The following is a 22,394-nucleotide window of genomic DNA, read 5'->3' as shown; positions in this document are numbered from 1 at the left end:
GACAATTATGGAGTTTATCCCAGAGTTTAACAGAAAACTTGAAAACGCATTTAGGTTCACCCTTCACAGGTATCAGGAGGCAGTAGCTGAGGATCTCATAAACCAGTTGGGGCGGGGAGAGAGATTTATCACGGTGTCAATGCCAACTGGGAGCGGAAAGACCATCCTTGAAATGCTGGCGGCAGAGTATTTACTCAGCAGGGGATATAAGAGGATACTTGTCTTGGAGCCAACTCGTTTTCTCTGTGACCAGATGCACCCAAAGTGGAAACTGTTGGTGAAAACCGGCAAGGAGTACGAGGGGAACTGCTGGAGCTTTTTAAGGAACTACAAGGTGGTCATTTCAACGCCCCAGACGGCTTTAAAGTGCGTTTCAAACCTTCAGGGAGAGTTTGATGCCGTAATAATAGACGAGGTTCACCACGCGATTACTGGGAAGTACTACAACGAGCTTATCCCAGAGCTAAGGCCAAAAGTTGTCATCGGGTTCACGGCGCTGCTACCGAGTGAAAAGGCTTACAAGGCTAGCGTTAGCAAAATCGGGAAAGTTGTTGGGGAGTTAAAACTGCTCCACTACGATTTTCAGGAGCTCAGTAAGATTGACTCTAAATTTAATCCTCCCAAAGCACTTGTGGACATATTCGACTCAGAGTTAGACGAAAGGGAGAGGAAACTGTACGACCTGCTGTACTTCGGGAGGCTGCCGGGGGACGCAAAGACACTCTACTTCCTCGAAAGAACGTTTTCAAGGTACGGAAAAAAGGCGTTCTGCGAGAGCTTTTCTAGGGCAGTAGAAAAGGGGAACATAACGGTATCCCAACATGCAGAGGAAATTAACGGCTTCTGCAGGGGTGACGAACCCTCACACAAAGCCCGTGCACTGCTCGACGTTCTGACAGTGTACAACCCCGAAGAAAACCCAAAGCTAAGGCCGGTTATTGTCTTTACATCGCGGAAGGCCACCGCGTACGAGTTTAAAGACGCCATAGTCAGGGGGCTTAAAGTACCACACCACAAAGTTGAAGTCCTGACGAGCGATCTTTCGAGGGAACAGAGAAAGGAGTTACTTCTTAGGGCCAAAAAAGGCGATGTCCACCTAATAATCTCAACGCTCGTTGGAGAGGAGGGAGTGGACATTCCCGAGGCAGGGGTTCTGGTAATGACCGACGTTCCAAGGAGCCCGCTGAGGTTCTATCAGAGGCTCGGAAGGCTGATCAGAGTTTCGAGCCCGATGAGCACAAAGGTTTTTGTGATCACCATGACCCCCAAGACCGAAGAATACGGGGACCTGAGCGAAGCCGTCCGGAACCTTTACTGGGAAGGAGTTGATGTGAGCTACATCCTGCTCAACCTGGAGGAGAAGCTGACAATCCAGAGGCTTCTCGACTACATCAGAGAAACCACCAAGATGCTGAACTCAAAATGGGCGTCGTACATGTTGCTAACGCAGGGAGACGAGCCAAGAGACCCCGTAGAGTACTACCTAAGCGCCCTTAAATCGAGCGAAACGTTTGAAAGAACTCTTAAACAGGTGTTTGGAGAACTATACCGGGAGGAATTTGAAGAATGGGCATTCCTGATAGTCACAAAACCTATCTTAAGGGCGTTTAGCGAGGAACTCAAGAAGACCATGAAGAATGTTGAGAAGAGGCTAAACAGAGGAAAAGTCGTGAGGGACTTCGACAGGCTGATACGGGAGGACAGGCTTTTCTACTTCTACGACCCTGAGAGGCTTTCAGATATGGTGCTCATGGAGCTTGAACGGCTCAGAAAAGAAAGTTTAGAAAATCAAGCATCCGATTCTAGATCTGTGCTTCTCTGGTTTGATAGAAAAGGATTCTTGAGGTTGTTCACCAACGTATTCCTAATTGAAAATCTCGAAAGTATCATCGAAGACATGAAGGAGAAAATCAGGGAGAATGAGGAAATCTTCGGAGATATTTACCTCGAAACTAATCACAACAAAAGAAGCAAAGCTATTGTGGTGAAAGCTTATTTTTCTGCGTCCGCTAGTGGGATAAAGATAAGAATAGAACCTCAGTTCAACTACTACAACTTCAACGAAAACAGCGAACTGAAAGAAAAGAAGATTGAGCTAATCGAGCTGAACGTCAAGGACATCTGCTACAGAGCAATGGAGAAGTACCTTGAAAAATATGGAGAAATAAATTCAAACACCTAATAAGCACAGGAGAGGAAATTATGGGGCACTCAAAAGAATTTGGGAGGAGTCTCCGTGCATATAGAGAATTTGGAATATCTGGTCAAAGAAAAAGATGCTCCACTTGCTTATGGTACCTCAATGGTTTCTGCCTTAAGTGGGATGGAAAAAGAAAACCAAACCACTGGTGTTCGAGCTATTCTCGCAAACCTCAAGGAGTGCGCTTCATAGTCAATAATCCTGCTGCCAAGCCATGTGGACCCAAAATGTATGAGGAGTATGGCTACATCTTGGACGTGATTGCTGACAGGGAAAGCGGTGTTATTGCCCAAATTATTGGAGAGAGTTATTTTAAGCTGTTTGAAGTTAGTATAATCGGTGAGAGCATCAGTGTTGGCGATAGAGTATATATCGGAAAGGAGAACAGAGATGTTGTGCAATACATTCGCCGAACTATTCACTATGAAAACCTAACAAAAAACTCGAAATTCTGGTTGCCCTTTGTTTTGGGGAATATCGTAAGAAATCAAGAAGAGATATTCATTAAATTCTTTAACACTGTCGGACAACTCCCCACCAAACATGGATTACTATTGCTGGCAAAGGTTCAAATGAGAGATTTAGATAAATTTCTAGAAGAGCGTCAGAAGAGACCATTTGAGAGCTATTTTGACATCATTATGAGAACTGGCATTCCAGTTATAGATGCGATAACAAATCGGATTATACTGGAAATAGCAAAGAAACCCCGGTACTATTTGTTCGTTAGACCCAAAGACTGTACAAAAATGAAAATGATAAACTTTTATTAACAATTAACAACATATGTCCTTCAAGGAACCCACTCATTCATCCACTCTTCAACTTCTTTCAGCATTTCCCTGAATCTCTCAACTTCTTCCTCACTCATAGTTCCGAATGCAATCATCAGAACATCAAAATTACCTTTCATCTCCCGTCTTGAAGTGTGCTCCTTGCATGCCATGTTGAAGACTTGGCCTCTCACTACTTAACATTTGCCTCATCCAAAGAACAGTCCCCACGCCACCCACAGCTGGGCAACAACGATAAGCGTTAAGATTAAAGCAGTCAGCTTTCTGCTCTTCCTCGGCCCGTAGAGGCCAGCGAGGCCAAAGAGGAAGTTTAACCCGGAAAGCTCTAGCAGTGGGACCACCAATTCCGTTTTCCGCCCGAAGGCCATGAGCTCCCCAATAGGGTCACTACCGGATGGATAGCCCGAGTGGAGCGCGATGAGCCTGACCGCGACGAGGACTGCCGTATAAAAAAGGTTCTGTCTTATTGTTAGCTCAATCAAAAAACCTCTATTTGGTTCCTTCCCCTTGAATAACCCGTAGAGGGCAAAGGGAAGCCCCAGGACCCAGATGACCATGGAAACAAGGAGAACGAAGAAGGCAAAGATTCTGGCGAATATAGCAACCCCGTTCAGGATTCCCTTCACCGGGTCTCCGGTCATCATCAGGGCGCTCGCGAAGAGGCCCCAGAAGACGAGTGTTTTTCCGATTATATCAAAGATCTCTCTGGAAAGGTAAAGCCTCCCGTGGGTCTTTTCGATTATCTCGGGCAGTCTTTTGATGTCCTCCCGCGAGTATCCGTAGCGTTCAAGGGCCTTTCCAACGAAGTGAAGCGCCACGAGGAGAAAGGGAACCAGTAACAGGACACCTGCGAAAAGGTTCACGGCGTTGAGGTTTTTCCTCGTTTGGGAGGAGAGAGTCCACAGGGCGAACCAGAAGGCCGGAACGAGAAGCCACGGGATGAGGTAGTCCCTGATGAAAACCCTCATGGCCGTTAATATTCCCGGGGGTAAATAACCTTTTCGAAACCCCTACAACTTATGCCCCCGTAAGTTACCTACGCCCCCAGAACCTGCAACTCAAAAGAGTAAACCACAGGGAAATGGGAATGAACTAAGGCAGCGGAATCCTCTCCACCTCAAGCCTGTCGAAGGTCGGATACTCCTCAACGATGAAGAACCTCACGTCGCCTTCAATCGCCTCTGCCAGCTCGACGGCAACCTCTTCAGGCATCTCTATCCTTCCTTTCTCACGGTTGAGGTAGAGCCACTCCGCAGGAACCTCCGCCTCCTCAACGAGGAGCGTGTAGAGCTCGTCGAGGTCGTCGTATTCGGCAATCCCAAACCGGAGCGTCCCGTCCTCGGTTATCTCCATGTAAGGTTTCGCTACGTTCCTCGCCATCCTCCTCAGCCTGTTCTTGAGCTGGACGGCGTCCTTCAGCTTGGCCGTGCACAGGTGGTAGCTCAGCGATGTGTTCTCCTCACCCCACTCTAGGAGCCTTAAGCCTAGCTCAAGGGAGCCCTTTATGGCGGCGCTCTCGTCGCTTATCGGCCTGTACCCCCTGTCGAGGATCGCCCTGAGGTTCGTCTCGCTGAACTCAAGCTCGTTCACGTTGAGAAACTTCGCTCCGAGATTGTCGAGGAAGTCAGCGTACCGCCTCATCCTCTCGAACTGACCGGGAATCGAGGGGATTTCTCCCCCAACGTCCCAGTCGAAGTCGAAGGCGTTGCGAATGTTCTCGATTTCGACCTTGAAGAGCCTTGAGTTCGGATTGAATAGGTCCGGGTGGAAGCGTATCTCGTCCAGGCCAGCGTCGTAGAGCTTTTCGAGGTTCTTCTTGGTGGCCAGAGCGCCCGTCGTGTAGAGGTGGACGTGGAAACTTTCACCAAAGGCCTCCTTAAGGAGCCTGATGTACTCGACCGTCCTGTCGAGCCTTGCCAGGGGGTCGCCGCCGGTGACGCCAGCCCCCCTGGCCTCCATCAGAAGGGCCTCCTCGATGATGTCGTCCAGGCTTTTGACGGGCCTCTCGTTGGCGTAGACGACGTCTCCCCTCCGCGTCTCGCTCAGCGGGCAGTAGAAGCAGTCCCTCGGGCACTTTCCAGTCGTGAAGAGGACGAGCTTCTCACCCCTAACGCAGAGCTGGCAGCCCTTCGGCAGCTCACGAACTGCATAGGAGAAGTAAGGCGTCTCCCAGACCAACCAACTCACCTCGCTAACCCTACACGGGGCAAGGGATTTAAAAAGGTTGGCGGACAAAGTTGAGCAGATGCCTATGAGGGAGAAACCGAAGTATTTACCACCTACCCTGAGGGACAAGCGCCGCTACATAGCCTTTCAGGTCATCGGGGAGAGACCGTTTAAGAAGGAGGAAGTAAAGAGGGCCATATGGGACGCGAGCCTTTCCGCCCTCGGAACCCTAGGCTCCGCCAAGGCCAAACCCTGGTTCATCCGCTTTGATGAAAAGAGCCAGACAGGAATCGTAAGGGTTGACAGGAAGCACGTGGAGGAGCTTCGCTTCGCCCTGACGCTGGTCACCCATATAAACGGCTCAAGGGCCATTTTCAGAACCCTAGGCGTCTCTGGAACGATAAAAAGACTGAAAAGAAAGTTCTTAGCTGATTACGGGTGGAAATAAAAGGGAAAGAATCACCCCATAGCGACTATTGTAATGTCGTCGCCCGCGCTGAATCCGCTGGTGTCGCCTTGGCTTGAACCTGGAAGGGGTATATCCGAACCGAACTCGGTGTCGCTCCAAAGGCCCACGAGGTAGTTGATGTCCCCATAGGCGTCGAGGTTCTGATAGACGTGGGTGAGGAAGTAGTACGTTCCCGCGGCGGTGCTGTCTGCATCGGTGCCATAGATGGTTACGACCAGGGCCCCGGTGGTTCTGTCATTGAAGAACTGGATTATGAAGTATCCCCGGGTAACGTTCCACCACGGGTTGGGAACCAGCCATACAAAGTTCCCCTGCGGCGAAACTATGGTTATGTTGCCGTTACCGATCTCCATATGAACGAGGGCCAGGTTCTCGTACTCTGCGGTCACCTCGTTGACCAGAGGCCCGCCAACGGATATAACCACGTCTCCCTTGAGGGCCTCTTCCATGGAGAACTCCCCTGACAGTCTGGAAACAGTACGGACGTCCAGGGGGAGTGTACGGGACATGTACTGCGCCGTCGAAAAGGCGTCTGGACTGCCCAGGTTGTTGAACACAAAGAAAACCCTGCCGGCGTTCTGAACGGCCTGGGAATACGAGCCAATACTAGCGTACTGCTTCCCAATGGCCTTCAGGACGTCGCCTACATTAACCTCAGGCTGGTGCCTGGGGTCCTGGAAGTTCGGGTAGTAGCCGAGCGGTGAGTACCAGTAGTAAATCTGCCAGTCAGGGTACATGCTTCCAAGACCACCAGCACCCCAACCACCAGTGTAGAGATTCCACTCGTAATTGCTAATCGGCTTCCTGAAAACAATCTCACTCGCCTTCTGCCTGTCAAGAAGCATCCTATCAACCTTGAACCCCATGTAGTTTTCGATTAAATCAGAGACGTACAGACCAATGTCCTTCTTCTCATCCTCGGTACGGATAACGAACTTAACCTCAACCGGCTGGCCGTCAAAGTACCAGAAACCATCGTCCCTCTTCTCAAGGATGTGGCCGTACCTGGCGACCTGCTCCATAGCATTCTTCATTCCCTCGTCGATGAGTCTCATGGCGTAGTTGAAGTCCCCCTCCTCAGTGAGTCCGAGGGCGCGGTAGACAGGGGTGAAGTATTTGGAGGCAGGATCGCTCGGGGTGATGCCGCTAAGGGCCGGGGCAGCCCCACCATGGAAGATATTATCAACTATGTACCTGCGGCTCACGAGGTAGTTGAGGGCAAAGCGTATCTCCCTGACCGCGAAGGGATTGAAGTAGATCCCGGTATCAAGGGTCACGATAGGAGCATCTTTGTCCGGGTCATGGTAGGGGTTGAGGGTCAGATCAACGGAGGAAGAAGCCACATTATAAAGACTAAGGTTGGACAGGAGGTCTGGACTAAGGCCCTGGTACTTGTTGGCGCCAAAGGCGAAGAGTCCAATGTCGAACTCGCCTTCAGCAACCAGGAGGAGAAGGGTATCTTCGTTCTGGACACCCTGGTACTCTATAACGTCGGCATAACCATCCTTCGGGAGCATTGGATCATTATTGAAGGTGCTCCTCTGACCATTGAACTTGACGAGCTTGAGGTAGAGGTTCTCCGGGGAGTACATGTCAAGAATGTACGGACCGTTGCTGATAACGAAGTGGTCGTAGGTGGAATAGAAGTCCAGGTCAGCATTTATCCTCGACGTGGCCGCACTCCAGTCGATGCCCGGGAACGTGCTCATGGCCCCGCTGGAGGAGATGGCCTGAAGAACCTTGGCGAGGTCATCGACGTGCTGCTTGGTGAGGAGGTCGAGCTGCACGAGGTTCTCACCGCTGCTACTGAAGGAGTACCTGCGAGTGATTCCATAAGCACCCCCATTGGCCACCAGCTCTCCCATGGCCCAGTACATCTCCCACGGCATGCTCGGGTAGATGATGTAGTTGCCAGCGGTAACGTCGTCCGCGAACGGGTGGACGTAGTTACCGTAAACCACGTAACCGTTGTCAGTGAACTGGAAGCCGAGGTAGGTCCGGTATTTGGCGGCCGTGTCACTGAGAGAGCTGTCGTAATACGGGTCATGGGAGACATCAATAAAAGCCCAGGTGTAGTAGAAGGCTATGTAGTTCTTGATGTCGTCAACGGTCATCTTCACGCCGTTCTGCCACTCACCCATGTCACAGGTGACGGTGACCTTGACGTTAGCCGTCTCGCCGGCATGAGCTGCAATCCAGCCCCTTGTTTGATTGTAAATCACGGCGTTGTTCGGGACGACGAAATTACCCTTCTCGAGGGTCCACTTGCACCTGTACGGGACGTAGAGACCGTCGAAGTTGATGGTTCCACCGGTGTCATGGATGAGGTTCCAGACCTTTTCACCGTAATAGTCCGTAATCCCCCCAACGGGATTGAACGAATCCGCAAAGAGTGACCCAATCGAAGCAGACTGACCCACTCTTAGGTGCTTGTCTGGAGTCTTGGCGCTCATTATGCTCCACCTGCTGGCGATACCAACACTCGGGTCGCTGATGATGTCGGTAACCCTTTGTTTGTTGACCGGGTAGAACTCCCAGTTTTCGACGAGGAAAATCCTGACACTGTCCATCAGTCCCATCGCCAGTCCAAGCCTCTGAAGATCCCAGTACTGGTCGGCACTGTTGATGACGACGGTGGCGTTGGTAGCCGGGTCAGTGTACTGGGTCATGAGCAGGAGGTAACCGATCTCCTTGGTGGTCCAGTTGAACATCGGCGCCAGGCTCTCCGGCGTGTAGTAAGTTAGTCCAAGGGCGTTGGCTCCGTAATAGACGTCCCTTGAGACCGCCTTTGCCCGCACCCCAGGCACGGCAGCAGCGGCCAACAGCAGAACCATCAACACCGCGGCGAACCGTTTCATTTATTCCACCTCCATACAGTAACACTATGGTCTGTCCAGAAGAGTATTTAAAAGAATTTTCTATTCAGATTTTAGTTACTCAATAAGCAAGTTAGCAAAAAATGGAAACCTCAAAGGAGGAAGGGAACCGCCTTGTCAACGGCGCCCTCGTAAACCCTCATGTATCTTCTGCAGGCGTTCTCCCACGTGAAGTCCCCCCTTGCCCTCCTCTTTCCGTTCTCACGGAGCTTTCTCAATGTCTCTTCGTCCAGCTCCTTGGCAAACACCATTGCCCTGGCTAGGGCAAAGGCATCCCTCGGCGGGACGAGGATCCCGGTGGCGTTCTGGCCGGAGTTGATGTCTATCACCGTGTCTTTTATACCTCCAACGGCGCTGCCTATGGGTATCGCTCCAAGGCACATGGCTTCAAGCTGGACTAGACCGAAGGGCTCGAAGTAGGAGGGAATTATAACAAAGTCCACCGAGCCGTAGAGCTCTCTGACGGTCTCTCTGCTGAGGAGCTCGGTAATCACCCTGACGTTCTCGGAGAAGCGGTTTCCCACGGCTCTGGCCCAGGCCTCAAGCTCCGGATCGCCCTTGCCGATGATTATGAAGCGCATATCCTTAAAGGCGGGGTCACTGGATAAAACCTCTATTGCCCTCAGGAGCGTATCAACGCCCTTCTGGGCCCTGTCAAAGCGCCCTATGAACATGAAGGCCTTCCCATCGCTCAGGCCGAAGCGCTCCAGAACAAGCCTCCGCCTTTCCTCCCTGGGCAGGTCATTCGTCTCCATGAGCTCCTCGTTCCAGAAGGAGCAGTCTATGCCGTTGAAGACGTGAGTAGCCTTGCCCTCGAAGTGCCTGAAGAACCCCCATTCCTCCCACAGATAGCTCCTGCTGACGGTCGTTACGGCATCCGCTATGTATCCGGCGGTGTGCTCGGGGTCTATCTCGGGATACGGTGCCAGCTCAGGTAGATTTGCATCGTGGAAGTAGTGGGCTGGAATTTTCGCCTTGTTGAGCCTGTGGACGGTGAAGACACTCCTTATACCGAAGTACTTCTTCAAAAGGCCGAGGGCAAAGACCGTGTGCCAGTCGTGGGCGTGGATTACGTCCGGCTTAAAAGTTTCAATCAGCCCGTTCATAAGTCCCACACTGGCCTTTCCAAAGAGGACGGTTTTTCGTAATAGGGCCTCCCAGCCCGGGCCGTAGACATCCTTCTCACTAAGGAGTCCCCCTCCGAGGGAGTAGACAGTAACGCCGTTCTGCTCGCGCTTTCTGACTGTTACAGGGACCTCTCCCCCAAAGGTCGAGACCCTGAAGGAGCCAGAGACTTCGCCGAGGTTCTTCCCGTGGTCGGGAGTGAAAACGACGACCTCGTTACCAAGCTTGACTAAACCCTCCGCTATGCTGGTTACTGCCTCGGCGAGGCCGCCAACCTTAACGGGCAAATACTCAAACCCAAGGATAAGAATCCGCATTGACATCACCTACCTGATGAACCAGTGGATGGGAGATGAAGAAGGAAAAGAACCGTTCAATCGAGGAGGATGAACTTCTCGCCCTCGACGTCCTCGAAGTAGCTGCCGATGCCGCCGATCTTCCATTCCTTTCCGCTGGCATTCACGGTTATGTTGGCGGTGAGCGGGGTGTACTCGTATTCGGTTATCTCCCCGTCCAGGGTCACCGGCTCCTTCGTGTCAACGAGCCTTCCGATGACCTCAATCTTCCTCGGCAGCTCGACGTACTTGAGGACGGTTATGAGCGTCCTAATGTTGACGAGGGAGAGGGGCTTCGGTGCCGTGGCGTAGTTGAGGGGTTTGATTATCTCGCTGTTGTCGAGATAGATGGTGTAGAACCAGTGCATGTAGTTCTGAATTATCTTGGGGCTCTTGGCCCAGAAGGAGTAGAACTTCTCCCTCCTCTTGTCCTTTGGCAGGGCCCCGAAGAACAGGGCGTAGTCGATGTCGCCGATTATCCAGCTGGCCATGAGCCATGGCGCACCTCCACTTCTCGCGAGGATTATGTTGTTCCCTTTGAGCCAGTCTGGTATCTCATCGAAGTTGCTGATTATGACGAAGACTATGTCCTTCCTCGCGCGTATCTCGCTCTTGAGCAGCTTGAGGAACTCAAAGGGAGTGTTTATCAGAACCTCGTGCTTGGCGGTCCTTATCACGTACTCCGCGCGCTCAACGGTGTTTTCAAAGCCCTGGATGGTCCATATCTCCGGTAAATCCTCGCCGTGAACCTCGCGGTAGAGTTCAAGGAAGGCTACCTTGAGGTTCTCAACGTCCTCTATGAAGTCCTCCTTTATTTTCTCCAGAACAACCTCAGGGTTGACAGGCTTGTACAGACGGGGGGAGCCCTGCATGACGTCAACAAATCCCTTCCTGTGGAGGGAACTGAGGACGTCGTAAACCCTCGTGTGGGGAATACCGCTCTCCTTCGTTATGTCCGTAGCCTTGCTCGGGCCGAGTTTGAGGAGCGTTATGTAAGCTAAACTCTCGTACTTCGTGAGACCGAGCTTCTGAAGCTTTTCAACTATTTCCTCTTCGTTCATACCAAAACCTCCAATCTTTTAAGTTTCACTCGCGATAGTTTATTCATCACTGGTGATATCTTGGGTGAGGAAAGTGTATAAAATTTTCGGGTTCGAACCGGACGAGAAGTTCGGAAGGGTCGCGGTCGTTGAGTTCTCGATTTCAGCGAAACCGGAAAACAGGTACGCGTACCTGCTCGGGAGCTTCAACGCGTTCAACGAAGGCTCCTTCCGGATGAGGAAGGAAAAAGGCCGCTGGAGGAGGGTTGTGAAGCTACCGGAGGGAGTCTGGCACTACGCGTTCTCCATCGACGGCGAGTTTACCCCCGACCCCGAAAACCCCTGGAGGAAGACCTACAGGAGGCTCTCGTACAAATTTGAAAGGGAAACGAGCGTCGCGGTTATCAACGGTGGGGGCGGGCCCTTTCACGCGCCGAGCGCGACCTATCTTTACACCGTTGCCGGGAGAACCCACGTTCTCCTGAGGGCGAAAGTGGGGACAGTCGCCAAGGCCACCCTCGTCCTCCCGAAAAGCGAGGGCATGGTTGAGATGAGGAGAAAAGCCCGGGATGAACTGTTCGAGTATTTCGAGGTAGTCCTGCCCGGAGACGGTGAACTGGAGTACTCCTTCGAGGTTCGGACGTGGGAAGGCGTGATAAGGAAAACGGGGCCATTCAGGGCCGTTCCATACCGCCCGGAAACCCCCCGCTGGGTCTACGAGAGGGTTTTCTACCAGATAATGCCCGACAGGTTCGAGAGGGGCCTGCCCGGAACGCCCCCGGGGACGCGACTCAGAGCGGGGGATTTCCACGGGGGCGATTTGGCCGGAATAATAAAGCGGCTGGAACACCTCGAAGAACTCGGCGTAAACGCGCTCTACCTCACCCCGATATTCGAGTCCATGACGTACCACCGCTACGACGTCACCGACTACTTCAGGATTGACAGAAAGCTCGGGGGATGGGGGGTCTTCAGGAAGCTGGTGGGGGAACTCAAAAAGCGGGACAGCAGGCTGATTCTCGACGGGGTTTTCCACCACACGAGTTTCTTCCACCCGTACTTCCAGGACGTGGTGAGGGCGGGAGAAGGAAGTGAGTACCGTAGGTTCTACCGCATAACCGGCTTTCCCGTCATTCCAGAGCAGTTCCTGAGGATTCTGCATTCGGAAGAACCATGGACCGAGAGGTACCACCTGATAAAATCCCTGGACTGGAACTACGAGAGCTTCTACTCGGTGTGGCTGATGCCGAGGCTAAACCACGACAGCCAGGAGGTAAGGACGTTCATTCTGGAGGTGATGGAGTACTGGCTCGAGCGGGGAGCGGACGGCTGGCGTCTCGATGTTGCCCACGGCGTTCCGCCGGAGCTCTGGAGGGAGATGCGGAAGGCCATGCCAGAGGAGGCGTACCTCGTTGGGGAGGTCATGGATGACCCCAGGCCCTGGGTTCCCGACGCATTCCACGGTACCATGAACTACCCCCTATACGAGCTCATTCTCAGGTTCTTTGTGGAGGGGGAAATCGACGCGGGGGAGTTCCTCAACGGCCTGGAGCTGCTGAGCGCCCACCTGGGCCCCGCGGAGTACGCCATGTACAACTTCCTCGACAACCACGACACCGAGCGCTTCCTTGATCTTGTGGGCGATGAAAGGAGATACCTCTGCGCCCTGGCCTTCCTGATGACCTACAAGGGAATTCCTTCGATATTCTACGGCGATGAAATCGGACTCAGGGGCCGGCTGGGCGGTGGTCTAAGTGCCGGGAGGGCGTTCATGGTATGGGAGCGGGGGAAGTGGGACACTGAGATTTTCGAAACCACGAAACGGCTGATACAGCTTAGGAGAAAAAGCAGAGCACTTCAGCTCGGCGAGTTCGTGCCTGTAAGGTTCCAGGGGCGCACGATGATATACGAGAGGGTTCTCGGGGACGAAAGGGTCAGGGTGGAGATCAGGTACCCGATGGAACCAGAGGACTGCGCCTTCCATGTGACGACGTCATGACGTCTTCTTCCGTGGGATGAATGGAAAGGGCAGACAGCCCAACCCGTCCTCTGTGGTCCACTTTTTTCATGGGGGACTAACTATGTGCACGGCCAACAACTCTGATCAAGGAAGCGCAAGATATATATATCACCGTCGATGATACTATATCACCCAAAATCAAGGCGGGTGATTAGGATATGAAGAAAGGACTGTTTGCCCTGCTTTTGGTGGGGGTTTTGGTTCTCAGCGTTGTGGCCAGCGGCTGTATAAGTGGTGGAGGGGAGAGCCCGAGTTCAACAACCAGCTCCCCCAGTCCAACCGAGACCACCACGAGCTCACCGAGTTCAACCACCTCCAGCCCGAGCCCCACTAAGACCACAACCACCCCCGAGACGGAGTGCGGAAGCGGGGAGGTCGTCATCTGGCACGCCATGCAGCCCAACGAGCTCGAGGTCTTCCAGAGCCTCGCCGAGGAGTACATGGCCATGTGTCCGGACGTCACCATAACCTTCGAGCAGAAGCCGAACCTTGAGGATGCACTAAAGGCGGCGATTCCCTCCGGCCAGGGGCCGGACCTCTTCATCTGGGCACACGACTGGATTGGAAAGTTTGCTGAGGCGGGAATGCTCGAGCCGATTGATGACTACGTCACCGATGACGTCCTCAACGGCTTCGCCCCGATGGCACAGGAGGCCATGCAGTACAAGGGTCACTTCTACGCCATGCCCTTTGCCGCCGAGACCGTCGCGCTCATCTACAACAAGAACATGGTGAGCGAGGCCCCGAAGACCTTCGACGAAATGAAGGCGATAATGGAGAAGTACAACGACCCTGACAACGAGAAGTACGGAATAGCGTATCCGCTCAACGCCTACTTCCTCTCGGCCTGGGCCCAGGCCTTCGGTGGCTATTACTTCGACGATAATACAGAACAGCCGGGCCTTGACCAGCCCGAGACGATAGACGGTTTTGAGTTCTTCTTCCAGAACATCTGGCCGTACATGGCACCGACCGCGGACTACGGAACCCAGCAGAGCATATTCCTTGAGGGCCGTGCCCCAATGATGATAAACGGCCCGTGGAGCATAAGCGACGTTAAGAAGGCCGGAATAGACTTCGGCGTCGTTCCGCTCCCGCCGATAACCAAGGACGGCAAGGAGTACTGGCCGAGGCCGTACGGTGGAGTCAAGGACATCTACTTCGCGGCGGGTATAAAGAACAAAGATGCAGCATGGAAGTTCGTCAAGTGGTTCACCACCAGCCCTGAGGTCATCAAGGAGCTCTCACTCCAGCTCGGCTACATCCCCGTCCTCAAGGAAGTTCTCAACGACCCCGAGATTCAGAAGGATCCCGTTATCTACGGCTTCGGACAGGCCGTCCAGCACGCCTACCTGATGCCCAAGAGCCCGAAGATGGGTGCCGTCTGGGGCGGCGCCGACGGGGCAATCAACGAGATACTCCAGGATCCGGAGAACGCCGACATAAAGGCCATACTCGAGAAGTACCAGCAGCAGATACTCGACAACATGAACGGCTGAAGCCTTTCTCCTTTTTCATACCTTTTTGGAGGGATTGGAATGAAAAAGACCACGACCATTGCTCTGTTCCTAATCCTGCCTGGAATGGCAGCGTTCCTGTTTTTCAACCTGTGGCCGATAATATACTCGATATACCTTGCATTCACCAACGCCCAGCTCGGCAACTTCCCGGTTCAGGCCCCGGACGCCCCGCAGCTCCAGTTCGTCGGCCTGGAGAACTTCCGCTGGATACTTGGCGACGAAACATTCAGGAGCGCCTTCCTGTGGACGTGGATATTCGTGGTGACCAGCGTTACCCTCAAAGTCCTCGCGGGAATCGTCCTCAGCCTGCTCTACAACAGCAGATACGTCAAGGGAAAAATGATCTACCGCTCCCTCCTCATAATTCCCTGGGCGCTGCCACTGCTCTTCTCAGTCACCGTGTGGAAGTTCATGTTCGACCCGATATTCGGGCCGGTGAACCAGATGCTTAAATCCCTGGGGGTCCAAAACCTCCCCAACTGGATTAACGACCCGCTGTGGGCCTTTCTCGCACTCAACATAATCGAGGTGTGGCTCGCGTACCCGTTCATGATAACCGTCATCACGGCGGCGCTCCAGTCCGTGCCTGACACGCTCGTTGAGGCGGCGATAATAGATGGGGCCAACTACTGGCAGAGGATACGGCACGTTGTCCTTCCGATAGTCGGCAAGCCGATAGCATTCGCCACCATACTCACCAGCGCGGCGAGCTTCCAGTACTTCATGGTGCCATACATCTACAACGCGGGCCTCTTCGAGGACAAGTTCATACTGCTCTACGGTTTCAGGAAGGCCTTCGGAGCCAGTCCCCACTACGGAAAGGCCGCGGCGATAATGATAATCGCCACGCTCGTGCTTGCCGTGTACATGTACGTTAACGTCAGGATAACCAGACTTCAGGAGGGTGCCAAAGGATGATGGGAAGGCGCAAAGGGGAGGTCGTCAGGAGCTTTATCCTGACCCTGCTGGCCATCTTCGTCATGTTCATCATACTCTTCCCGGTCTACTACATCTTCGTCGTCTCAATAAGCCCGGGCTCAACGCTCGCAACCACGGAGTTCCACATCATTCCCCGAAACGTCAGCCTTGACTCGTACAGGGAAGTGCTCTTTGGATTCTCGGGAAGCAAACTATCGGAGAACTTCACGGGAACCATCGAAGGAAGCGCCCACGTCCAGGACGGCAGGCTGTACCTGCTGGAGGGAACGATAAAGGGCGAGGTCAAATACGGGCCCTTCACGGGACTGGTGTTTGAGATTCCTGTGAAAAACCTGGTCTTCGATGTTTCAACGGACGTCAACGCTCAGGGGCAGCTGAATGGCGATGTCAAAGGACTCTTCATCCTCACGAGGATGAACGACGACGGCACCGTGGGCTTCGCGATAATGAGGAACGTCGAGCTGAAGGGCGGGACCATTGAAGGCATCCACGTCTCGGGCCCGATGGAGAAGTACGTGGTTGCCAGGAACAGCGGAACCGTCAGGTTCACGAGGATCGGGAAGTTCGTCAACTCGAAGTTCTTCGGCTACCTCAAGAACAGCCTCATCATAGCAACAATAACGGTGCTGCTGACGCTCGTGTTCGTCGTCCCGGCAGCTTACGCGTTCTCGCGCATGAAGTTCTTCGGCAGGGAGCACGTGCTCTACTTCTACCTGATGTTCACACAGGTCGCTGGAGGTCTCGGAATAGCGGGCCTTATAGCCCTCTACGGTATGATAGTCAAGCTGGGCCTCTACGACAAGCTGCCGGTGCTGTCCTTCATCTACGCCGCGGGAAGCGTTCCCTTCAACACCTGGCTGCTCAAGGGATACATAGACTCCATAAGCCCGGACTTCGACGAGGCTGCCCTGGTGGACGGAGCGAGCTATCTGCAGATAATCAGGCACGTGCTCCTCCCGATGGCACTGCCAGGAATAGCGACCGTGTCTATATTCGCCTTCATAGGCGGCTGGACGGAGTTCATCCTGGCAAGCCTGCTGCTGACCGAGCCACACCAGCCACTGTCCGTGTGGATTTATCTCCTCCTGGGCGGCATAGGCAGGGGAATAGACTGGAGCTACTTCGCGGCGGCTGCGCTGCTATTCGCCCTGCCGGTGTTCGTGATGTTCATGCTCGCCCAGAACTACATAAGGAGCGGTCTTACAGTTGGAGGTCTCAAGGAGTGAGGTGGTAATATGAAGCGGGTGGTTGCCCTTTTCCTTGCCGTTTTGATGGTTGGAAGCCTAATGGGAGCAAGCTTCAAGGGCGTTGGGGCGGCCGAGCCGAAGCCGCTCAACGTCATAATAGTCTGGCACCAGCACCAGCCCTACTACTACGACCCTGTCCAGGACATCTATACCAGACCGTGGGTCAGGCTCCACGCGGCCAACAACTACTGGAAGATGGCCCACTACCTGAGCCAGTACCCTAAAGTACACGCCACGATTGATTTATCGGGCTCGCTCATAGCCCAGCTGGCGGACTACATGCACGGCAAGAAGGACGTCCTCCAGGAAATAACGGAGAAGATAGCGAACGGCGAGCCCCTCACCGTCAATGAGAAGTGGTTAATGCTCCAGGCACCGGGAGGGTTCTTCGACCACACCATCCCCTGGAACGGTGAGCCGATAACCGACCCCAGCGGCAACCCGATAAGGGACTTCTGGGATCGCTACACGGAGCTGAAGGACAAGATGATGGCCGCGAAGGCCAAGTACGCGAACTTACCGCTCGAGGAGCAGAAGGTTGAGGTAACCAACGAGTTCACCGAGCAGGACTACATCGACCTCGCGGTTCTCTTCAACCTCGCCTGGATAGACTACGGCTACATAATGAGCAACCCCGAGCTCAAGGCCCTCTACGACAAGGTGGACGAGGGCGGCTACACGAGGGAGGACGTTAAAACCGTTCTCGACGCCCAGCTCTGGCTCATCAACCACACCTTCAAGGAGCACGAGAAGATAAACCTCCTGCTCGGCAACGGCAACGTTGAAGTTACCGTCGTCCCCTACGCACACCCGATAGGCCCGATACTCAACGACTTCGGCTGGGAGAGCGACTTTGATGAGCACGTCAAGAAGGCGGACGAACTGTATAAGCAGTACCTTGGAAACGGAACCGCCGTCCCGGTCGGAGGCTGGGCCGCTGAGAGTGCCCTCAACGACAAAACCCTCGAAATCCTCGCCGAGAACGGCTGGCAGTGGGTCATGACCGACCAGCTCGTCCTCGACAGGCTCGGCGTCGAGAAGACGGTTGAGAACTACCACAAGCCCTGGGTGGCCGAGTTCAACGGAAAGAAGATCTACCTCTTCCCGCGCGACCACGCGCTGAGCGACAGGGTTGGATTCACCTACGCTGGAATGAACCAGTATCAGGCCGTTGAGGACTTCGTGAACGAGCTCCTCAGGATCCAGAAGGAGAACTACGACGGTTCCCTGGTCTACGTCGTCACCCTCGACGGCGAGAACCCGTGGGAGCACTACCCATACGACGGCAAGCTCTTCCTGACCGAGCTCTACAAGAAGCTGACCGAGCTCCAGGAGCAGGGGCTGATAAGGACCCTCACGCCGAGCGAGTACATTCAGCTCTATGGCGACAAGGCCAACAAGCTCACCCCCAAGATGATGGAGAGGCTTGACCTCACCGGCGACAACGTTAAGGCACTCCTCAAAGCCCAGAGCCTTGGCGACCTCTACGACATGGTCGGCGTTAAGGAAGAGATGCAGTGGCCCGAGTCGAGCTGGATAGACGGAACCCTCTCCACGTGGATAGGCGAGCCCCAGGAGAACTACGGCTGGTACTGGCTCTACCTGGCCAGAAAGACCCTGATGGAGAAGAGAGACGAGATGAGCCGGGCCGACTGGGAGAAGGCCTACGAGTACCTTCTGAGGGCAGAGGCGAGCGACTGGTTCTGGTGGTACGGAAGCGACCAGAACAGCGGCCAGGACTACACCTTCGACCGCTACCTGAAGACGTACCTCTACGAGATGTACAGGCTCGCTGGAGTCGAGCCGCCGAGCTACCTCTTCGGAAACTACTTCCCGGACGGAGAACCGTACATTACCAGGGCCCTCGATGGGCTTAAAGAGGGCGAGGTGAAGAACTATTCGAGCATGTCCCCGCTGGCAAACGGCGTCAGCGTTTATTTCGACGGCGATGGGCTGCACTTCATCGTTAAGGGTAACCTCAGCGAGTTTGAGGTCAGCATATGGGAGAAGGATGAGCGCGTCGGCAACACGTTCACACTCCTCCAGGAGAGGCCGACCGGGCTCAGGTACTCGATGTTCCCGTTCTCAGCGGACAGCGTTGGTCTCCCCATAACCAAGCACATCGTCTATAAGAACGGCAAGGCGGAGATATACGGCGCTACTGACTACGAGAAGAGCGAGAGGCTTGGAGACGCGACCGTTGAGCAGACGAGCGACGGAGTGGAAGTCATCGTGCCATTCGATTATCTCAAGAACCCGAGCGACTTATACTTCGCAGTCTCAACGGTGAAGGACGGCAAGCTCGAGGTCATAAGCACCCCTGTGGAGCTCAAGCTCCCGACCGAAGTCAAGGGAGTCACGATAGCGGACATCGCAGACCCCGAGGGTGACGACCACGGACCCGGAAGCTACGTCTACCCAACGGACGGTGTCTTCGTCGATGGGGCCTTTGACCTCCTCCGTTTCAGGATGCTTGAGCAGACGGACAGCTACGTGATGGAGTTCTACTTCAAGGACCTCGGGGGCAACCCATGGAACGGTCCAAACGGCTTCAGCCTCCAGATAATCGAGGTCTATCTGGACTTCAAGGACGGCGGCAACAGCACCGCCATAAAGATGTTCCCAGATGGACCGGGAGCCAACGTTAATCTCGACCCGAACCATCCCTGGGACGTCGCCTTCAGGATTGCAGGATGGGACTACGGAAACCTTATCATCCTCCCGAACGGAACCGTTTACCAGGGAGAGATGCAGATCTCAGCCGACCCGGTCAAGAACGCGGTGATAGTGAAAGTCCCGAAGAAGTACATCGCCATAAACGAGGACTACGGCCTCTGGGGAGACGTCCTCGTCGGTTCGCAGGACGGCTACGGCCCTGACAAGTGGAGAACGGTGGCAGTTGATGCGGAGCAGTGGAAGCTCGGCGGCGCAGACCCACAGGCGGTCATAAACGGCGTGACCCCGCGCGTCCTTGATGAGCTGGTTCCACAGGGCTTTGAACCGACCCAGGAGGAGCAGCTGAGCAGCTACGACGCAAACGATATGAAGCTCGCCACGGTCAGTGCCATTCCGCTCCTCAAGCAGGGCATCGTTGTGACCGACCCCGAGGGTGACGACCACGGACCCGGAAGCTACGTCTACCCAACGGACGCGGTCTTCAAGCCGGGAGTCTTCGATCTCCTCAAGTTCAAGATGACGGAGGGCAGCGATGACTGGACCCTCGAATTCTACTTCAAGAACCTCGGGGGCAACCCATGGAACGGACCGAACGGCTTCAGCCTTCAGATAATCGAAGCGTACTTCGACTTCAGGGACGGTGGAAACGTCACGGCGATAAAGATGTTCCCGGACGGACCCGGAAGCAACGTCCAGCTCGACCCGCGCCACCCGTGGGATTTAGCGTTAAGAATCGCGGGATGGGACTACGGAAACCTCATCGTCCTGCCGAACGGAACCGTTTACCAGGGAGAGATGCAGATCTCAGCTGACCCTGTCAAGAACGCCATAATAGTCAAGGTTCCGAAGAAGTACCTGCCGAACGTTGGGGAATACGGGCTCTATGCGGCAATCATCACCGGCTCCCAGGACGGCTACGGCCCTGACAAGTGGAGAACGGTGGCCGTGGATGCGGAGCAGTGGAAGCTCGGAGGAGCGGAGGCAGACGCGGTTATCAACGGTGTAACCCCGCGCGTCGTGGACGAACTCGTCCCGGCTGGCTTCAGCCCGACCCAGGAGGAGCAGCTGAGCAGCTACGACGCAAACGATATGAAGCTCGCCACAGTACTCATGATACCGCTCGTCGAGGGCAGCGGCGGGGAGGAGCCGACCCCGACCGAAACCACCACTACCAGCGAGACGAGCAGTTCGAGCACCACCCCCACGACGAGCTCACCGAGCCAGACCACCACAACCCCAACAACTACCACCGGCCCGAGCACGACCACCACGACCACATCAAGCCCAACCACGACCACCACCAGCGGCGGAGGCGGAATCTGCGGCCCTGCCGCCCTGGTGGGACTCGCCCTGCTGCCGCTCCTCGTCAGGAGGCGGCGCTGACCTTTCATTTCAAATTTTTGAGGTGATAGAATGGCCGAAGTCAAGCTCATCAACGTCTGGAAGCAGTTTGGGGAGTTCACAGCCGTCAAGGACATGAATCTTCACGTTAAAGACGGAGAATTCATGATACTCCTCGGCCCGAGCGGCTGCGGAAAGACGACGACGCTGAGGATGATAGCGGGACTGGAGGAGCCGAGCAGGGGACAGGTGTACATAGGGGACACGCTCGTAGCGGACCCCGAGAAGGGTGTCTTCGTCCCGCCCAAGGACAGAGACATAGCCATGGTCTTCCAGAGCTACGCCCTCTATCCCCACATGACGGTCTACGACAACATAGCGTTTCCCCTCAAGCTCAGAAAGGTCCCGAAGGCTGAGATCGACGAAAGGGTCAGGGAAGTCGCCGAGATGCTGGGCCTCACCGAACTCATGAAGAGGAAGCCGAGGGAGCTCTCGGGAGGCCAGAGGCAGCGTGTTGCTCTCGGAAGGGCCATAGTGAGAAAACCGCACGTCTTCCTGATGGATGAGCCGCTGAGCAACCTCGATGCCAAGCTCCGTGTCAAGATGCGCGCCGAGCTGAAGAGGCTCCAGAAGCAACTTGGAGTCACCACCATCTACGTCACCCACGACCAGGTGGAGGCAATGACGATGGGCGACAGGATAGCGGTCATCAACCAGGGAGTGCTCCAGCAGGTCGGAACTCCTGACGAAGTATACAACAGGCCCGCCAACACCTTCGTCGCGGGCTTCATCGGGGCCCCTCCGATGAACTTCATCGATGCCACCATAACGGAGGACGGTTTCGCTGACTTCGGCGAGTTCAGGCTGAAGCTCCTCCCGGACCAGGTGGAGGTTCTGAGGGACAGGGGACTCCTTGGAAAGGAGGTTATCTTTGGAATCCGCCCGGAGGACCTCTACGACGCCATGTTCGCCCAGGTGAAGATACCGGGCGAGAACATGGCGCGGGCCATGGTGGAGATCATAGAGAACCTAGGAAACGAAAAGATAGTCCACCTGAGCGTCGGTGAGGTAACGTTCCTCGGCGCCTTCCGCTCGGAGTCCAGGGTCGTGGAGGGCCAGGAGGTCGACGTGGTCTTCGACATGCGCAAGATCCACATCTTCGAGAAGGGAAGCGGGAAGGCAGTATTCTAAAGCTTTTTAAATCCCCTTTTCCCCATTTTCTTCCATGGTTATAGAGGACTTCGCCGATTTTCTGGCCATGCAGGTACCGAAGGGCAGGATAGCCGAGCTTGGAATAGGCTTCCAGTTCAAAGTGGCGCTCAGACTCAAGGAACTGGGCTACGACGTTCTGGCCGTTGACTGGAACCCGGCGTCCGTCGAGAGGGCGGTGGAGCTCGGCCTGAACGCCGTCAGGGACGACCTCTTCAGCCCGAACATGAAACTCTACGAGGGGGTCGGGGCGCTTTACTCCGTGAGGCCGACCCCTGAGATAGTGCGGCCGATCCTAGTGCTCGGGCAAAAACTCCACGTCCCAGTTTACATCCTCCCGCTCACAGGGGACACCATGCCGAGGACGATGAGGCTCACCAACTTCAGGGGGCTGGCGATATACTCCACTAAAGGTATTTAAACCGCCTCCCAAGTAG

At 54.7% G+C, this 22,394-nt stretch carries 16 protein-coding genes; 10 read left to right on the top strand and 6 right to left on the bottom strand.

Features of this window, described 5'->3' with window-relative positions:
- Positions 1–7 precede the first annotated feature (7 nt).
- Positions 8–2,182 carry a DEAD/DEAH box helicase gene (locus tag TIRI35C_RS00655; RefSeq protein WP_188201366.1) on the top strand — a complete coding sequence of 725 codons (2,175 nt, stop codon included), beginning with the start codon at positions 8–10 and terminating at the stop codon, positions 2,180–2,182.
- Between the two features lie 20 nt (positions 2,183–2,202).
- Positions 2,203–2,973: a DUF655 domain-containing protein gene (locus TIRI35C_RS00650; protein ID WP_188201365.1), complete on the top strand. Its 771-nt coding sequence runs from the start codon at positions 2,203–2,205 to the stop codon at positions 2,971–2,973.
- Positions 2,974–2,993: 20 nt separating this feature from the next.
- Here TIRI35C_RS00650 and TIRI35C_RS00645 read toward each other — a convergent pair whose 3' ends face one another.
- From TIRI35C_RS00645 to TIRI35C_RS00635, 3 genes are all read right to left on the bottom strand, one after another.
- Positions 2,994–3,146 carry a hypothetical protein gene (locus TIRI35C_RS00645; RefSeq protein WP_188201364.1) on the bottom strand — a complete coding sequence of 51 codons (153 nt, stop codon included), beginning with the start codon at positions 3,144–3,146 and terminating at the stop codon, positions 2,994–2,996.
- A 36-nt stretch (positions 3,147–3,182) separates the two neighbouring features.
- Positions 3,183–3,962 carry a hypothetical protein gene (locus tag TIRI35C_RS00640; protein ID WP_188201363.1) on the bottom strand — a complete coding sequence of 260 codons (780 nt, stop codon included), beginning with the start codon at positions 3,960–3,962 and terminating at the stop codon, positions 3,183–3,185.
- 124 nt (positions 3,963–4,086) lie between these two features.
- Complete coding sequence (locus TIRI35C_RS00635; protein ID WP_188202893.1) at positions 4,087–5,172, bottom strand: radical SAM protein; 1,086 nt, start codon at positions 5,170–5,172, stop codon at positions 4,087–4,089.
- A gap of 73 nt (positions 5,173–5,245) precedes the next feature.
- Here TIRI35C_RS00635 and TIRI35C_RS00630 point away from each other — a divergent pair, with 73 nt between their 5' ends.
- Positions 5,246–5,608 carry a ribonuclease P protein component 2 gene (locus TIRI35C_RS00630; protein ID WP_188202892.1) on the top strand — a complete coding sequence of 121 codons (363 nt, stop codon included), beginning with the start codon at positions 5,246–5,248 and terminating at the stop codon, positions 5,606–5,608.
- 11 nt (positions 5,609–5,619) lie between these two features.
- Here TIRI35C_RS00630 and TIRI35C_RS00625 read toward each other — a convergent pair whose 3' ends face one another.
- The 3 genes from TIRI35C_RS00625 to trmBL1 form a co-directional block, all read right to left on the bottom strand.
- On the bottom strand, positions 5,620–8,487 hold the full coding sequence (locus TIRI35C_RS00625; protein ID WP_246454628.1) for an ABC transporter substrate-binding protein: 2,868 nt from the start codon (positions 8,485–8,487) through the stop codon (positions 5,620–5,622).
- A 110-nt stretch (positions 8,488–8,597) separates the two neighbouring features.
- The gene (locus TIRI35C_RS00620) at positions 8,598–9,947 is read right to left on the bottom strand and encodes a glycogen synthase (protein ID WP_188202890.1); all 1,350 of its coding nucleotides are present in this window, start codon (positions 9,945–9,947) and stop codon (positions 8,598–8,600) included.
- Positions 9,948–10,003: 56 nt separating this feature from the next.
- Positions 10,004–11,026, bottom strand: coding sequence for an HTH-type sugar sensing transcriptional regulator TrmBL1 (gene trmBL1, locus TIRI35C_RS00615; RefSeq protein WP_188201362.1), 1,023 nt, complete (start codon positions 11,024–11,026; stop codon positions 10,004–10,006).
- Between the two features lie 73 nt (positions 11,027–11,099).
- Here trmBL1 and TIRI35C_RS00610 point away from each other — a divergent pair, with 73 nt between their 5' ends.
- From TIRI35C_RS00610 to TIRI35C_RS00580, 7 genes are all read left to right on the top strand, one after another.
- Positions 11,100–13,004, top strand: coding sequence for an alpha amylase N-terminal ig-like domain-containing protein (locus TIRI35C_RS00610; protein ID WP_188201361.1), 1,905 nt, complete (start codon positions 11,100–11,102; stop codon positions 13,002–13,004).
- A 179-nt stretch (positions 13,005–13,183) separates the two neighbouring features.
- Positions 13,184–14,524 carry an extracellular solute-binding protein gene (locus TIRI35C_RS00605; RefSeq protein ID WP_188201360.1) on the top strand — a complete coding sequence of 447 codons (1,341 nt, stop codon included), beginning with the start codon at positions 13,184–13,186 and terminating at the stop codon, positions 14,522–14,524.
- 39 nt (positions 14,525–14,563) lie between these two features.
- Positions 14,564–15,463, top strand: a complete 900-nt coding sequence (locus TIRI35C_RS00600; protein WP_188201359.1) for a carbohydrate ABC transporter permease — start codon at positions 14,564–14,566, stop codon at positions 15,461–15,463.
- Entirely contained in the window at positions 15,460–16,710 is a 1,251-nt protein-coding gene (locus TIRI35C_RS00595) for an ABC transporter permease subunit (protein WP_188201358.1), read from the top strand. Before TIRI35C_RS00600 ends, TIRI35C_RS00595 begins: the two co-directional genes overlap by 4 nt.
- A 9-nt stretch (positions 16,711–16,719) precedes the next feature.
- Positions 16,720–20,790: a glucodextranase DOMON-like domain-containing protein gene (locus TIRI35C_RS00590; RefSeq protein ID WP_188201357.1), complete on the top strand. Its 4,071-nt coding sequence runs from the start codon at positions 16,720–16,722 to the stop codon at positions 20,788–20,790.
- Positions 20,791–20,820: 30 nt separating this feature from the next.
- The gene (locus TIRI35C_RS00585; RefSeq protein ID WP_188201356.1) at positions 20,821–21,939 is read left to right on the top strand and encodes an ABC transporter ATP-binding protein; all 1,119 of its coding nucleotides are present in this window, start codon (positions 20,821–20,823) and stop codon (positions 21,937–21,939) included.
- A 34-nt stretch (positions 21,940–21,973) separates the two neighbouring features.
- A complete protein-coding gene (locus TIRI35C_RS00580) occupies positions 21,974–22,378 on the top strand; it encodes a UPF0146 family protein (RefSeq protein WP_188201355.1) in 405 nt (134 codons plus the stop codon).
- Positions 22,379–22,394 lie beyond the last annotated feature (16 nt).

This window comes from Thermococcus camini (assembly GCF_904067545.1).
GTDB classification, from domain to species: domain Archaea; phylum Methanobacteriota_B; class Thermococci; order Thermococcales; family Thermococcaceae; genus Thermococcus; species Thermococcus camini.
This window is presented reverse-complemented; position numbering and strand designations above follow the sequence as displayed.